We start from the raw sequence: 14349 nt of genomic DNA, 5'->3' as shown, positions 1-14349 counted from the left end.
GAGACCCAAGCCTCCATCAACGTGGCCGATTGAATGCAGCGCGCAGTTCGCGGGCGGCAGCGACCATGTTCGCTAGCGCCGGCCGAACCTCCTCCCATTTGCGCGTCTTCAGGCCGCAGTCCGGATTGACCCAGAGCTGCGAGTCCTGCAGCCGCGTCCGAGCCAACGCCATCAGCTCCTTAATTTCGCCCGTCTCAGGAATGCGCGGAGAGTGGATGTCGTACACGCCCGGCCCGATCTGATTCGGATATTCGTAGTTACTGAATGCGTCGAGTAATTCCATTCTCGAGCGCGACGTTTCGATCGAGATGACATCCGCGTCCATCGCGGCGATCGCGCCGATGATGTCATTGAACTCCGAGTAGCACATATGTGTATGAATTTGCGTTTGATCAGCGACACCTGATGAGCAGATGCGGAAGCACTCCACGGCCCAGTCGAGATAAGCCGCCCACTCCGATCGGCGCAACGGCAATCCCTCGCGAAGTGCAGCTTCGTCGATCTGGATCATGGTCGCACCAGCATTCTCGAGATCGTGGACTTCGTCGCGAATCGCGAGCGCAATCTGGCGGCAGACGTCGCTTCTGGGAATATCATCGCGAACAAATGACCAGTTCAAGATCGTCACCGGTCCCGTCAACATCGCCTTCATCGGCTTTCTCGTTAGTGATTGCGCATAGCGCCACCAGTCTACGGTGATAGGCTTCGGCCGCACTACATCGCCAAACAGGATCGGCGGCCTGACGCAGCGCGATCCGTACGACTGCACCCACCCATTCCTGGTAAATGCGAAGCCGGCAAGTTGCTCGCCGAAATACTGCACCATGTCGTTGCGTTCGAACTCGCCGTGCACGAGGACGTCAAGACCGATATCCTCCTGCCAACGTACCGCGCGCTCAGTCTCCTCCTTGAGAAACCTTTCGTAACGCTCGTCGCTCATCGCGCCTCGCGCATGCGCCGCACGGGCATTCCGGACCTCTGTGGTCTGCGGAAAAGATCCGATCGTCGTGGTAGGAAACGCCGGCAGTCCGAAACGGTTGCTTTGGATCTCGGCACGACGGGCAAATGGGCTCCCGCGCCGGAGCATGGTCTGATCAATCGCTTTCATCCGGACAGCAACATTTTCATCACGGATTTTCGGCGAGGTCCGGCGGATAGTCGCGGCACATTCCGACTCGGCAAGAGCTAGCGCAACGTTCTGATCGCCTGCGAGTGCCCGCGCCAGGATCGCAAGCTCCCGGATCTTCTGGACCGCAAAAGCAAGCCAGCTCTTGACCTCGAGAGCGAGCCCGGTCTCGAGTTCAACATCGACCGGCACATGAAGCAGCGAACAGGATGGGGCGATCTGTACACGATCTTTCCCGAGCTTCGCAATCGCGGGTTCGAGCCGCTGGCGCAGCGAGGACAGATTCGATCGCCATACATTCCGGCCATCGATGATACCGAGGGACACGACGAGATCACTTCGGCCGCCAGCGATGATTTGGTCCAACAACTGTGGCGCTCGAACCAGATCGAGGTGCAGTCCAGCAACTGGCAGGCTCAAGGCGGTGTCCAGATTCTGGCCGAGGTCGCCGAAATAGCTGGCAACCATGATCTTGATGGCCGGCACCTCCCTGGCGAGCCGGTCATAGGCATGTCGGAAAGATTTTCGCGCCCGCTCGTCCAGATCAAGAACCAGGTAGGGCTCGTCGAACTGAACCCAGTTAGCCCCACGTTCGGCCAATTTCTGCAGAACCTCGATATAGACCGGTAATAGCTCATCGAGTAACGAGAGTGGCTGGAACGCAGGATCGGAGCTCTTGCCGAGCTTTAGGAATGTGACCGGCCCGATCAGGACAGGGCGGGTCTGAAAGCCGAGGGCCTTGGCTTCCTCATACTCCTCGATCGGCTTGCGAGAGCATAGCCTAAAAGTCTGTCCTGCGTAAAACTCGGGGACCATGTAGTGGTAGTTGGTGTCGAACCACTTGGTCATCTCCTGGGCGGGTGCGCCAATTCCGCACGCTCGATGACCGCAACTCGCATCCTGGTGGTCGAATTGTGACCCGCGGGCCATGGCGAAGTACGTCTTGAGCGACACGAATTCCGCTTTCGAGCCGTAGATCTCCGGGATCGCGCCAACCATGACACTTGTGTCGAGCACCTGATCATAGAGCGAAAAATCGTTCGATGGAATGACCGTGACGCCGATAGATTTCTGACGAGCCCAGTTCGCGGCACGCAGGCCAGCTGCGTCCTCGAGCAACTGCTGTTCGCTGCTTTTTCCAGCCCAGTAGCTTTCTAGAGCCAGTTTGAGCTCGCGCCTTGGACCGACGCGTGGTGTTCCGAGCGTGGCAACCGGAAGGGAGGGAAGAGACATAGCAGAAACCCCATGTTCGGGGCAAAGGCCATGGCGGACGCAGGCAGGAGAAGTCGCGCGGCGCGACGGCTGCTTAGCGCACCACCGGGACACCCCGCCCGTGGACGATATATTGTCGGGGCAGGTCTCCTGGCTCGCGGGTCATCGCTGCTGTCCGGCCTTCCCGAAGCCTCGCAGGCTTCAGTGACATCGTTGGACAGCGGCTCGTCGCTCACAGTTGCGGGGGCAGCGCCGGCATGTTCACCGGCTTCCCTCTTAGCTCCGGATCAAGTGAGAACCGGAGAACCTCGACGCCTTGGATTATCGGCAAGACAAGTCTTACGTCAACCTCTCAGATTACGTCTCAAGCTGGTGGTGCGACATCCGCTACGCGAATGACCGAGCATCTTTATCGTTGAGTCGATGTAGAAGCGCTCTCCACTCAGCCATATTGTAATGACAATCGCAGTTGCCCCTGACCGCGCGCGAGATCGGTAGAAGGGACCAATGCGGCTTCCGCAGTCGGGACTGCTCCCTGGAGCAGAACGCATTTGATGCGTGCCGCGGCTCCTAGCGGTTCTTCGAGCGCGTCGGCCATCCAATCGCCCTCTCGACCAGCTGGATCCATGGCCAAGAGGAATAAGACACCTGGCACGGCCAGACACATACTTGGCGAGCACGTTGATTCGCGGTGCCAGCCAGAATCCAAATGCTCGGCGGTGACGATCGGCTTTGCGTCGTTGGCCTCCTACTAAAAAGCGCACCTGACGGAGGCGGCTCTCGACTTCACGAGTGCTGCATGTTGCGAAAGAAGCGCCAAACGCGCTCTAGCCGCTCGGCCGCAAAGTGGCGGCGAACGTGCTTCTCATCAGGAACTTGACGTCGAGGCGTTCAGGTGCGTCGTTGAATATTCGGTGAGTGACGAGGATGCATAAGCCGCCGCGCTCGATAACGCTGAACGGAAACATCGCGACGTGCGCAAGTCGGAAAGCCGACAAAGAGGACATAAAAGCGGTGCGAATTGCCGTCTATTACCTGGCACGAGGAATGCAAGGCTTCGGCATGCCCAGTCTCCTCCTGCTGGGCATGCCCAGCACAGCAACTTGACGCTGTCGCCGGCAGCGAAGTTAGCGGCGCGCGACATAGAGGGGAGCGCCTGCTCGCACGGGACACCATCGGTCTCCCCGTCGCGTCGCCGCTAACTTCTTGCGCTCGCGCATAAACAGGATTGAAGTTGCCCGCTTAGAATGACGTGGGGATGAAACCAGATAGGCCCAGAGTCATGAGAAAAGTGCCTGGAAGACGCGCGTTGTGGCTTTGTCTCGGTTCATCCCTGATCTGCCTGGCCTGGCTGGCTGCGACGAGCAACAGTGCTCGCGGCATCGAGAGCCCCCATATCGAAAGATTCAAGTCGACGTGGCGAGCGCAAGACGGTGAGACAATAGAGCAAATCATCTCCAACGTCTCGAAGGTGGCACATTTCGTCCCTCGAATGTGGGGCGTCGCTGAACTTGACGAAAACGACTATGTTTTCGTTTCGTGGACTAGGCACCCGGATGATACATTAGACGAACAGTACGTTATCACCTGGAGGATCGCGCTCGACGGCACGTTTCAACTTGCATCGACCTATGCAAAGCCGATGGAATTGGGCTGGCAGGCCCTGGCACTCTGGTTGATCGCCAGTGAAGTCAAGGATGGCGAAAGGGACGCAAATCTTCGCTTTCTGCATGACCCGAGCAACTTCAACTTCGTGACGACCACGCAAGGCCGGCTCGGCGATCTTCTGCGGCAGGGCCGCTGCACCATCATTCAGCCTGTTGGAGTGGACTACTTGCCGAAGCAGAAGGACAAGCCGGCCGACAAAGGTGATCTGTGGCGCGTTTTCCTTTTGGTGAACTGTAATATCCCAGGGCCCCGTTTGTTTACACACAACGGGGTCATCACTTTCGAGAAGAGCGAAGGACAAGATTGGGAGCCGCAATCCTTCTTTGCCAAGCGTATCGCAGCCTATCCTCCTGGCTCCTGGTTCGCTCGTATGGAGTCAAAGGAACGGGAAGAGTAAGAGAGGAGCGAAAGCCTTGGGTAGAATGGTCGCGGGGGAGCAAGATCGCGCCGCAGCTCCTTTACCGCCGACTGCCTCAGAGCAACTGCAAGACATATCAGCGCTAAAGTGTCCGTGCTTACGCCCTGGCAACAGTCGCGAGCCTTTCCCGCAGCCTTCAGCCCGTCAGGAAAAGTCGGGCAGCACGATTACTCGAGTCTTTCTACGTCGACCGCAGCGGCGCGTGCCAGATGGCGAAATTTGCACGGACGCAGTGAGAGGAACACCAGTCTGCGAGAGAACCAGCTCTCCATGCTACTCTTCAAGATACTAGACCTGGAGATGCCTCGGGCCCAAGCCAGGTCCGGAGTGCACGCCATGCATCGCGCGACTGACTGGTGAGCACGCCGACGCCGAGGCGGCACGATCGAGTGCTGCGACGAAAAGCTACAGGGGCAATGTTAGCCGGCCGGCATACCTGTCGAACACCGGCCCTTTTCCGAGTTCCCCTGGCGAGGAGCGCAGGCGCCCTGCGCGAGGGATCGAGGACCGACTGAGTCGGGGCTAAATTTCCTCACGCGCGTTCGTCTGCGCGTCATAGATCTGGATTTGAAGCATGGGAAAACGCTTCTTTAGTTCTGCTCCACCCGCCCTGGCGCCGTCTCTAGTTGCGAATTCGGCTCTGACTCGGCCATCCACTTCAAGCGCGTAAGAAGAAACCGGCAATTCCCGCGGGGCTGCAACCATTTCATTCCCATCGTGTAGTGAGATCGTTGAGATTGATTTGTAGCTTGAGTCGGCTAAACCGCACCAGAGCGAACTGCCCGAGCGCCGCAATGGGGCAACGATGGTGTGGTTCACGCCTCGCATCGAATGCCGTCAGGATGCACTCGCGATCGTCCGAACACGACGACCGCTGGATCCTCGAGATTGACAGCCGAATTTTGTTCTTCAAGCGCGCGAGAAACAGCGGTGCGAGGTTCGGCTTTCTCCCGCATACCGGGTTCGCGGCTGAGTGATGGGACTCTCCTCCGCGGGTCGAGAGGGTGCAGTGCGCGCCCCGAGATACCGCGACACGTAAGCCGGAATATATTTCTTGAACCTCACGCAGCGTCAGGTCGTAGCTTGGAAACCACGGCTTCGAAGGTTGCAGGCCAAATAACGGACATAGTGCGTTTAAGCAGTCGAATGTGGCCGCGCCGGATCGTGCGTGAACATGGATCAAGATCGAAAGGTTATTGTCGAGATGAAACACCGCGTAATGATGGTCGCATTGTTCGCTGTTATCACATCTCCGGCGTGCGCGGCGAAGCTCAGCGGCCCTCCGCGCATCCTCGACGGCAATACGATTGAGATTGAGCAAACCAAGATCCGGCTCTCAGGCATCCAGGCTCCTGAGACTGATCAGATTTGCCTCGACGCCCACGGCCGGAAATGGACGTGCGGCGTGGCTGCTCGCGACGAACTTATCAAGCATTCGAACGGACGAACGTGGGATTGTCATACCACGGGAGTTGATGAGTACTGGAGGTCACGGGGCAGTTGCTTCATCGAAGGCGAGGACGTGAACGCCTGGATGGTACGCTCGGGCTGGGCACTCTCGTCGGGTCCGTACGTCATCTATGAGGTTGTGGCGAGCAAAACCTGTGCGGGGCTGTGGTCGGGGGCGTTCATCGCCCCCTGGGACTGGCGTCGCCGCAATAAGGCGACGATCATCATCGGCGCGAGCTCGGTTCCGGTCGACGCTCAGGAACTCCTCCTCGGATCCGCCCTGCTATCGGACCCGCCCTCGTCGGAGTGTGTGATAAAAGGCACCGTGGGCCGCAATGGCGAGCGCATCTATCACCTGCCCGGGCAAATCAGTTACGAACAAATCGACATGACGAAGCCCGGTGAACGCTGGCTCTGTAGCGAAGCGGAAGCCGAAGCCATCGGGTGGCGTAAAGTCGCGCAATGAGGTGAGATGCATGCAAGCAGGCCATTCTCCGAATATGTCCTATCTGACTAAGTTCGCGTCTTCGCGCCGCTCGCTGTTGCTGTTAGCTGTTTCGGCGGCTTGCCTGCGGCTTGGCAACAACATTGTCGATGGGAAGGAAGCAGAAGCGCCGCCCAAGCTAGATAACCTGCTCTCCCCGGATGCTGCCCTGAAGCGGCTGATGGAAGGCAACAACCGCTATGTCCAGGGCGCATCACGAGGCGACAATTTCAAGCGCGAGCGCCCGGTTTTGGTCTATGGGCAAAATCCATATGCCGCGGTTCTGAGCTGCGCCGATTCTCGCGTGGCCCCTGAACTTGTCTTCGGTAGCGGACTTGGTGATCTGTTTGTCTGCCGTCTCGCCGGCAACTTCGCCAACGATGACACGCTCGCCAGTATGGAATATGCGGTGGCCGCGCTGAACACGCCGCTGATCCTGGTACTTGGCCATGATCATTGCGGTGCGATAGACGCCACGATCAAGTCGCTCCTCGATGATAAGCCGCCGCCGGGTCACATTTCATCCCTCGTCGCTGCGCTTGCGCCGGCAGTGAAAGCCTCTCGCCAGCAAACGGGTGACACATCCGCCGAAGCAACCCGACAAAATGTGGTCGATAACGTCAACAAACTCAAATCGACGGGGCCGATTCTGAACGCGGCAGTTGAGCAGAACAGACTGAAGGTCGTCGGGGGCCTTTATCGGCTCGACACCGGCAGGGTCGATTTGCTGAGCTGACGCTGTCTCCTGCGCGCGGCCGATTACTCGCTCGCCGCCTACAGGCTTCCATCGAGTTACGCGCAGTTCGCTCGTGCATCAGCTGCAGAAGGAGAACGACTGAAGTAGACCTCGACCGCGGACCAGTCGGCGCCGTGTTCGGTTGGTGACGTCTTGTGCCTGAAACCAGACACGTGAGGCGCGAGCATCCTGCTGGCGTGTGCAAGCCCCACGTGATCTCGCTCGATTAAGAGGGGGCCGACAGACCAAGTTGGATGGCACGTCGATTGCTGGGGAGCTGGAAAAGAGCCGCAGGTTTGGGGGACCTCGCGGTCGCCCAGTCAGGATTTTACAACGTGGTTCGAGGCGGCCGGGTCCTAATTGTGACACTTCGTCCGTTGGAGACGACATGACAAAGCGAGAGCTGCCGCCAACCGTCGAAGACATAGTGCAGCAGAGGCGGATCCATCTCGCCGCCGCATATCGGCTGCTTTGCCGTTTCAGCCTCAAAGACAGCTCGACAGCGGCATCTCTGTTTGCCTGGCCGACCCTCAAGACCTTTGCTTTGAGCCAATACGTATGGGGGCAACCGTTTCAATCGGCTTCGACGATCCCTTCCTAGTGGGTGTCAATCCGGACGGCTCCGCCATGCGCGCGTAATCCAGATCAATGAAGCGCGGCGTCGGCCGGCTCAAGACACGGAGGACAGGTTATGAACGCTCAACCAGAGAAGATCACTGCAGAAACCGACGCTACGGCTTCGACCTGGGACAATCTTTCGCCGTTACTGGACGATATCCGCGCGCGTCGAGACGAGTTCGCTCGCGCGCAGAAGATTCCAGACGAGATCATCGCGGCCTTCAAGCGCGTTGGCGTCTATCGGGCTTTGGCCGCTAAGCGATTCGGCGGCGATGAGCGAGCGCCGGCCGACTTTTGTCGCCTGATCGAGCGCATTTCCGAAGCCGACGGCTCCGCCGGTTGGGTCGCCAGCTTTGGCGATGGGGCTCGCTACCTCGCTGCTCTTCCGGACGCCACGCTTCGCAAGGTATACGCGAATGGACCTGACGTGGTGTTGGCAGGTGCGCTTTTCCCGCTCCAGCCCGCCAGGCGAAGCACGAATGGGCTCGTCGTGAACGGCGTCTGGCCATTCGCCAGCGGCTCACCGGGGGCGGATCTGATAGGAGTTGGCATCACTGTAGAAGACGATCCGACCGGTGGCCTTGCGCGGGTAGCAGTGATACCGGCGGAAAAGGTGACAATCCGCCCCAATTGGGACGTCATCGGCCTGCAAGGCACGGGCAGCCACGACGTCGTTGTCAACGATGTCATTGTGCCGGAGGAATGGACCCTGATCCGCGGCGGTCCGCCCACAGTCGACGCGCCGGTCTATCGATATCCGTCCGTGACCTTCGCTGCGCAGGCGCATGCGATTGTCGGCGTCGGTATCGCGCGCTCCGCGCTGGATGAGGTGATCGCGATGGCCGGAAGCCGCGCCTCCATCACTGGAGCGCCCGTAATGGCAGAGCGCGCCTATATCCAGCTGGAGGTGGCCAGAGCCGAAGCTATGCTGCGTTCCGCTCGTTCCTTTTTCTATGAGGCCACCGAGGAACTGTGGAAGGAAGCGCTTAAGGGTGCGGTAAACCCGAGCACAACGACGCTAATGCGACTCGCCGCGACGAACGCCGCGCGGCAGAGCGCTGACGTCTGTAACATTGCAAGCGGTCTCGCTGGAAGCGCCTCGCTCTATACCACCAGCAATCTGGCGCGGGCTATGTGCGACAGCTTCGTGGTTGCCCAGCACGCAGCTTTAAATGAGGGAACACTCCAGAGCGCCGGCCGAATCCTGCTCGGAAGTGCAGCGCCGCCGGGATTTCCATGAAGTCGTTCTCCACATTCCGCACGCCTCAGCAACGTTTGCCGGACCTGCGATTTGGTGTGGCCTGCAGCTGCAAGACTCAGTGGCCTGCCGGCCTTGTTTCAAGGGCACGAGAGAGAGGCCCTTACAGTCAGGCGCTTCTCAAGAACACCACTTCATATCCGTGGAGCATCCCGGGCGCTCTAATTCTGCGTCAGATTGTGTTGAACTGTGCACCCAAATTTCAATGGCCTCCGTGCAACCAGCGATCATTCTTCATCCATGTGTCGCCTCGTGTGTCTAACTGCTACTATCATCCTGTCGCTGCTGCCGCTCGTAGCGAGAGCTGCGCCAATTCAAAAGGGGCCCAAGCCGATCTGGCAAGGTTACGGCTTCCTGCCCGGCTATCGCCAGCCGCTGAGCGACAGCATTCCGCTTTACAAGCAGAAGGAGTCGATGGGCCGGCTCTCGCGCCCCAACCGACGCCACTGGTATATTGACCCGGTTCCTGAGTATTACGGTTGGGATGGCGAGTGGCACTATTTCGGCCACCCCGACTTGCGCGGCGGCCGCTACAATGGCGGCAGTTTCGGGCCGTGTTGGACGCGGACGCCGATTGGGCCGATCTGGAATTGCGGCTAGTGGGGCGGCGCGGCTAGGAGAAACTTCGCGCCATTGGGCCGGGATATACGTCGAGGCGTTTACTGACGTCCTCGGCGATCTTCGTCATCGCGCCGCAGCCGCACCGGCAGAGCCGTGCTCGCAGATCGATGACCAGCTCCACCTGCGGCAGATCAGCACGCAAGTAACGCCGATTGCGATGACCATCTTCATCCGATCCGGCGTCAGATCGGCCGGTGATGATCACCGTCGCCTTCTCCTGCGCCGCGTCCGGAACACTTTGCCGGACAATCGGCTGCTGCAGTTATGCTCGACGCGTCACGGCCATCTTGATTCGGAATGAACAGATGCTTCAGCTCGCTTTCTCGTTGACAAACGGGAATTGCGAGAACGGATGCGATTGGTTTTGGCATTGATCGAAGCAGTGCACCAGCTTACTAGAAGGCCAGACCGTGCGGCAGCCCGGTCAGACAATTCAGCGCTTCTGGCGCCGGTTGGCAGTGTTGATTCAAGAATCCGAAACGGCTCGGCCTGCTGACCGCGATGTCGTCGGTCGTGCCGGCACTCTAAATACATGGCAGAAACCCACCCCCCGCCCAACGCCGACGTGATGCGTGGGTGTGCAACGGCGGTAGGAAACCGGAGTGCTCGTTCGGCTACTCCCCCCACCTAATGATCACCAGTTGTACAGCCTCTGACTGGCACAGACCGCGCTCGTCACGTCTTACAGCGCTGAATGAGGCGCTGGATAGGGCCGGCCACTAGAAGCGCGTATTTTTGAGCAATACATCCCCCTCCACTGAGCGTGGATAGTGGGCCGCCACTTCGAATGATGGCAACAGGTCAAGAATGGCTTGCAGGGACAACTGCCCTTCGTAAAGCTCGCGGTCGCTATATTCCGTGTAGAGGAAGCGCGTGTTACTTAAGGTCTGCGCCCCGCCGGCAATAACATCCGCTTCGGCTCCCTGGACATCCATCCAGATGAAATCGACCGTGTTCAGCTCCGCTTCGCTGCACCAGTCGTCCAGCCGCCGGGTTTCAACCGAGACGGGGCGATCGAACCTAACCCAATCATACTCAGTAAGATGATTCTTCGGGCGGCGTATTGAGCCAGAGAGGTCCCATTCCTTCGCATCACCATCTGCATTGCTTGGATGGAAGTCGATCATCCCATTTCGATCACTGATGGCGATTTCAAGCAGCTTCACCTTGTCGAGGGAGGAGCCCAGCTTCTTCTTGAAGCGCGCGATCGCTCTGGGGTCTGGCTCAAAGCAGTAGAGCTGCGCTTGGGGGCAGAGGTCGAGAAACTGTTGCGTATCAGTCCCGTCATTGCATCCGATATCCAGGATGATGGGATTCGGCTTCTGAAGAAGTGAGACGATGTGCTGGTGTACTTCTACAGTGGACACAGGTGCTTTTTCCATTTGGCGCGGAGATCGCGTGAGTTTCGAACTTCGAAGCCGCAATCACACGCCAGACGCGCCGGCACAATGTATATCAACGTATATCGTTCATATGCCGCTCAGTCCCCTTGATCCATGGCGGCTATTTAGATGCCATCAATATCAAAGGAGAACCTCTCGGACAGACAGCTACAGCGACTGCCATCCAATGCAAATTCCAAGCGAGCGTCGACAGACGCGCCTCCAGATCGTCCTCGGCGGTTCTTTTCTCGGAGTGGCCGAAAGATCGGCTTCGCTCGAATATCACGTATCGGCTACTCTCCGAGGAGCGTGTCCCGGGCAGAGCGATCTCTCATCCACAGCAATAGCCAATCAGCTGGATCACAGTCGAGCGAAATGTGTTCTGCCGACCAAGGCTCGGCCACTCGTATTCCTGACGCAGTTTGCGAGCAGCTCCGGGCGATCTTTTCCTCGGGTTGCCGCGCGCAAGCAAACCTCCGCGGCGATCATCTTCGATCAATTGATTGGGGTAAATTCAACAGGTTTGAGCGACCGTGGCACGGCTGGACATCGACAATTCGATGATCGTCTCTCTTGGAGCACGCCGCTTCTTACAGTAAACATCGCCTGAATTTTCCAGATAGTTGGCTATTATTGCGACTACGTCAGGCTGATTGAGCGCTGCTCATCTATGAGCCTTGTGTACCGCAGATTCGCCGGCGTCAGCTGCTAGATGCTGCCGTCAAGGAAGCAATCATGTACCGCGCCCCGCCGTCGTCATTGAAACACGCGGCGCTTCGATCGATGCAACGGCCGCCAGTGCAATTTTGAGGAAGCCTGGGCTCAATCCGAGTGCTTCTGCGAAGCGCAATGTCATTTTCGCAACAGCTTGGCGGGCTGCGCACCTGAAGGCGTTTGCTTCCGGACAACGACACGCAAGGCCAAGCTACGTTCAGCAGAACTGCGGGCCTCGATCGTTTAGCCCGTTTTGGCCTGACTCTTGTTGTAATTCGGCTTGTCACAATGTGACTATCTCCAACTCGAGCTCAGGAGTTCTTGATGAAATTCCGTCCGCCTCACGACCGCGTCTTGGTCAAGCGCATCGACGCCCAAGAGAAGAGCGTTAGCGCCGTTATCATTCCCGAAACGGCCGAGCAAAAGCTGCACGCATGGATCGTTCAACTCATTCTTGGCCTGACCCTTGCTATAACTTGGCTTGTTACAAGGTGACTATCTCTAACTGTTCAAACGCTCAGGAGCCATGCATGAATTTCCGTCCGCTTCACGACCGCGTCGTGGTCAAGCGCATTGACGCCGATGAGAAGACCGCTGGTGGCATTATCATTCCCGACACCGCCAAGGAAAAGCCCTCCCAAGGCGAAGTCGTCGCTGTTGGCCCCGGCGGCCGCGACGAAGCCGGTAAGTTGATTCCGATCGACGTCGAGGTCGGTGACCGCGTGCTGTTCGGCAAATGGTCGGGCACCGAAGTCAAGATCGACGGCCAGGAGCTGTTGATCATGAAGGAGAGCGACATCATGGGCGTTCTCACCGATGTGTTTTCCAAGAAGAAAGCCGCCTAACCCGGCGCTCGCACAGCTCGCCCCTGACGAGCGCCCGCTTGGACGCGCTGAAGGATGAGAGAATAAGTACTGAGGGAATTCTTTATGACAGCCAAGGAAGTTAAGTTCGGAGTGGACGCGCGAGACCGCATGTTGCGCGGCGTCGACATCCTCGCCAATGCCGTGCAGGTCACGCTCGGTCCTAAGGGCCGAAACGTCGTGCTCGACAAGTCGTTCGGCGCTCCCCGCATCACCAAGGACGGCGTTGCCGTGGCCAAGGACATCGAACTCGACGACAAGTTCGAGAACATGGGCGCGCAGATGGTGCGCGAAGTCGCTTCGAAGGCGGCGGATGCTGCCGGCGACGGCACCACCACAGCGACCGTTCTGGCCGCCGCGATTGTTCGCGAAGGCGCCAAGTCGGTTGCCGCCGGCATGAACCCGATGGACCTAAAGCGCGGTATCGATCTCGCGGTCGAAGCCGTGGTTGCGGACCTCCAGAAGAACTCCAAGAAGGTCACCTCGAACGACGAGATCGCCCAGGTCGGCACCATTTCGGCCAACGGCGATGTCGAGATCGGCAAGTTCCTCGCCGACGCCGTGAAGAAGGTCGGCAACGAGGGTGTCATCACCGTGGAGGAAGCCAAGTCGCTCGAGACCGAGCTCGACGTCGTCGAGGGCATGCAGTTCGACCGCGGCTACATCTCGCCCTACTTCGTCACCAACGCCGACAAGATGCGCGTTGAGATGGACGACGCCTACATTCTCATCAACGAGAAGAAGCTCTCCTCGCTGAACGAGCTGCTGCCGCTGCTCGAGGCCGTGGTGCAGAGTGGCAAGCCCCTCGTCATCGTCGCCGAGGACGTCGAAGGTGAAGCGCTCGCCACCCTGGTCGTGAACCGCCTGCGCGGCGGCCTGAAGGTCGCGGCCGTCAAGGCGCCCGGCTTCGGCGATCGCCGCAAGGCCATGCTGCAGGACATCGCGATCCTGACCGGCGGCCAGGCGATCTCGGAAGATCTCGGCATCAAGCTCGAGAACGTCACGCTCAACATGCTCGGTCGCGCCAAGAAGGTGATGATCGACAAGGAGAACACCACGATCGTCGACGGCGCCGGCAAGAAGGCCGACATCGAGGCGCGCGTGATCCAGATCAAGGCGCAGATCGAGGAGACCACCTCGGACTACGACCGTGAGAAGCTCCAGGAGCGTCTGGCCAAGCTCGCGGGCGGCGTTGCGGTGATCCGGGTCGGCGGCGCGACCGAGGTCGAGGTGAAGGAGCGCAAGGATCGCGTTGATGACGCGATGCATGCGACTCGCGCCGCTGTGGAAGAAGGCATCCTGCCGGGCGGCGGCGTCGCCCTGCTCCGTGCCTCCGAGCAGCTCAAGGGCCTGCGCACCAAGAACGACGACCAGAAGACCGGCGTCGAGATCGTGCGCAAGGCGCTGTCCTGGCCGGCCCGCCAGATCGCGATCAACGCCGGTGAAGACGGCTCGATCGTGGTCGGCAAAGTCCTGGACAACGAGCAGTACTCTTATGGCTTCGATGCGCAGACAGGCGAGTATACCAACCTTGTCTCCAAGGGCATCATTGACCCGACCAAGGTGGTGCGCATCGCGGTTCAGAACGCTTCCTCGGTGGCGGCGCTGCTGATCACCACGGAAGCCATGGTCGCCGAGCTGCCCAAGAAGGCCGCGGCTGGTCCAGCAATGCCTCCAGGCGCCGGCATGGGCGGTATGGACTTCTGATCCAGTCTGTCATGGGTCAATGACATGCAAAACCCTGGCACGAATGCCAGGGTTTTTGTTTCGGGCGAGCTTGCAACGTAGCCCTTGCAAGCC

13 protein-coding genes and 1 riboswitch are annotated in these 14349 nt (G+C 59.1%); of the genes, 9 read left to right on the top strand and 4 right to left on the bottom strand.

What is annotated here, in order from left to right; all coding sequences use genetic code 11:
- Positions 1 to 16: 16 nt before the first annotated feature.
- Positions 17 to 2359 carry a 5-methyltetrahydropteroyltriglutamate--homocysteine S-methyltransferase gene (metE, locus tag BM190_RS36570; protein WP_092262346.1) on the bottom strand — a complete coding sequence of 781 codons (2343 nt, stop codon included), beginning with the start codon at positions 2357 to 2359 and terminating at the stop codon, positions 17 to 19.
- 102 nt (positions 2360 to 2461) lie between these two features.
- Positions 2462 to 2664, bottom strand: a riboswitch (cobalamin riboswitch).
- Between the two features lie 956 nt (positions 2665 to 3620).
- Between metE and BM190_RS36560 the strand changes: the two genes are divergently transcribed.
- Positions 3621 to 4403, top strand: a complete 783-nt coding sequence (locus tag BM190_RS36560; protein WP_244550867.1) for a nodulate formation efficiency C protein — start codon at positions 3621 to 3623, stop codon at positions 4401 to 4403.
- A 543-nt stretch (positions 4404 to 4946) separates the two neighbouring features.
- On the opposite strand, the gene BM190_RS41415 is transcribed toward BM190_RS36560, so the two are convergent.
- Positions 4947 to 5243 (bottom strand): hypothetical protein, encoded by a 297-nt coding sequence (locus tag BM190_RS41415; protein WP_244550866.1) that lies wholly within the window; start codon positions 5241 to 5243, stop codon positions 4947 to 4949.
- A 355-nt stretch (positions 5244 to 5598) separates the two neighbouring features.
- Between BM190_RS41415 and BM190_RS36550 the strand changes: the two genes are divergently transcribed.
- The 5 genes from BM190_RS36550 (at position 5599) to BM190_RS36535 (ending at position 9569) form a co-directional block, all read left to right on the top strand.
- Positions 5599 to 6339: a thermonuclease family protein gene (locus BM190_RS36550; protein ID WP_244550877.1), complete on the top strand. Its 741-nt coding sequence runs from the start codon at positions 5599 to 5601 to the stop codon at positions 6337 to 6339.
- A 10-nt stretch (positions 6340 to 6349) separates the two neighbouring features.
- Positions 6350 to 7093: a carbonic anhydrase gene (locus tag BM190_RS36545; RefSeq protein ID WP_092262342.1), complete on the top strand. Its 744-nt coding sequence runs from the start codon at positions 6350 to 6352 to the stop codon at positions 7091 to 7093.
- Positions 7094 to 7481: 388 nt separating this feature from the next.
- Positions 7482 to 7694: a hypothetical protein gene (locus BM190_RS40060; protein WP_143109166.1), complete on the top strand. Its 213-nt coding sequence runs from the start codon at positions 7482 to 7484 to the stop codon at positions 7692 to 7694.
- 90 nt (positions 7695 to 7784) lie between these two features.
- Entirely contained in the window at positions 7785 to 8951 is a 1167-nt protein-coding gene (locus tag BM190_RS36540; RefSeq protein WP_092262341.1) for an acyl-CoA dehydrogenase family protein, read from the top strand.
- Between the two features lie 258 nt (positions 8952 to 9209).
- The gene (locus BM190_RS36535) at positions 9210 to 9569 is read left to right on the top strand and encodes a hypothetical protein (RefSeq protein WP_092262340.1); all 360 of its coding nucleotides are present in this window, start codon (positions 9210 to 9212) and stop codon (positions 9567 to 9569) included.
- Positions 9570 to 9582: 13 nt separating this feature from the next.
- Here the strand turns inward: BM190_RS36535 and BM190_RS40055 are convergent, their stop codons facing one another.
- On the bottom strand, positions 9583 to 9795 hold the full coding sequence (locus BM190_RS40055) for a hypothetical protein (RefSeq protein ID WP_143109165.1): 213 nt from the start codon (positions 9793 to 9795) through the stop codon (positions 9583 to 9585).
- Between the two features lie 514 nt (positions 9796 to 10309).
- Positions 10310 to 10957 (bottom strand): FkbM family methyltransferase, encoded by a 648-nt coding sequence (locus BM190_RS36530; RefSeq protein WP_092262373.1) that lies wholly within the window; start codon positions 10955 to 10957, stop codon positions 10310 to 10312.
- A 1053-nt stretch (positions 10958 to 12010) separates the two neighbouring features.
- On the opposite strand from BM190_RS36530, the gene BM190_RS41995 reads away from it, so the two are divergent.
- The 3 genes from BM190_RS41995 to groL all read left to right on the top strand — a co-directional run bounded on the left by BM190_RS41995 (position 12011) and on the right by groL (position 14256).
- Positions 12011 to 12181, top strand: coding sequence for a hypothetical protein (locus tag BM190_RS41995; protein ID WP_092262339.1), 171 nt, complete (start codon positions 12011 to 12013; stop codon positions 12179 to 12181).
- Positions 12182 to 12216: 35 nt separating this feature from the next.
- On the top strand, positions 12217 to 12531 hold the full coding sequence (locus tag BM190_RS36520) for a co-chaperone GroES (RefSeq protein ID WP_092262338.1): 315 nt from the start codon (positions 12217 to 12219) through the stop codon (positions 12529 to 12531).
- A gap of 84 nt (positions 12532 to 12615) precedes the next feature.
- Complete coding sequence (groL, locus tag BM190_RS36515; RefSeq protein WP_092262337.1) at positions 12616 to 14256, top strand: chaperonin GroEL; 1641 nt, start codon at positions 12616 to 12618, stop codon at positions 14254 to 14256.
- Positions 14257 to 14349 lie beyond the last annotated feature (93 nt).

Origin of the sequence: Bradyrhizobium sp. Rc3b (assembly GCF_900114915.1) — a bacterium.
Taxonomy (GTDB): Bacteria; Pseudomonadota; Alphaproteobacteria; order Rhizobiales; family Xanthobacteraceae; genus Bradyrhizobium.
The sequence above is the reverse complement of the archived record's forward strand: the minus strand, read 5'-3'. Positions and strand labels throughout refer to the sequence as shown.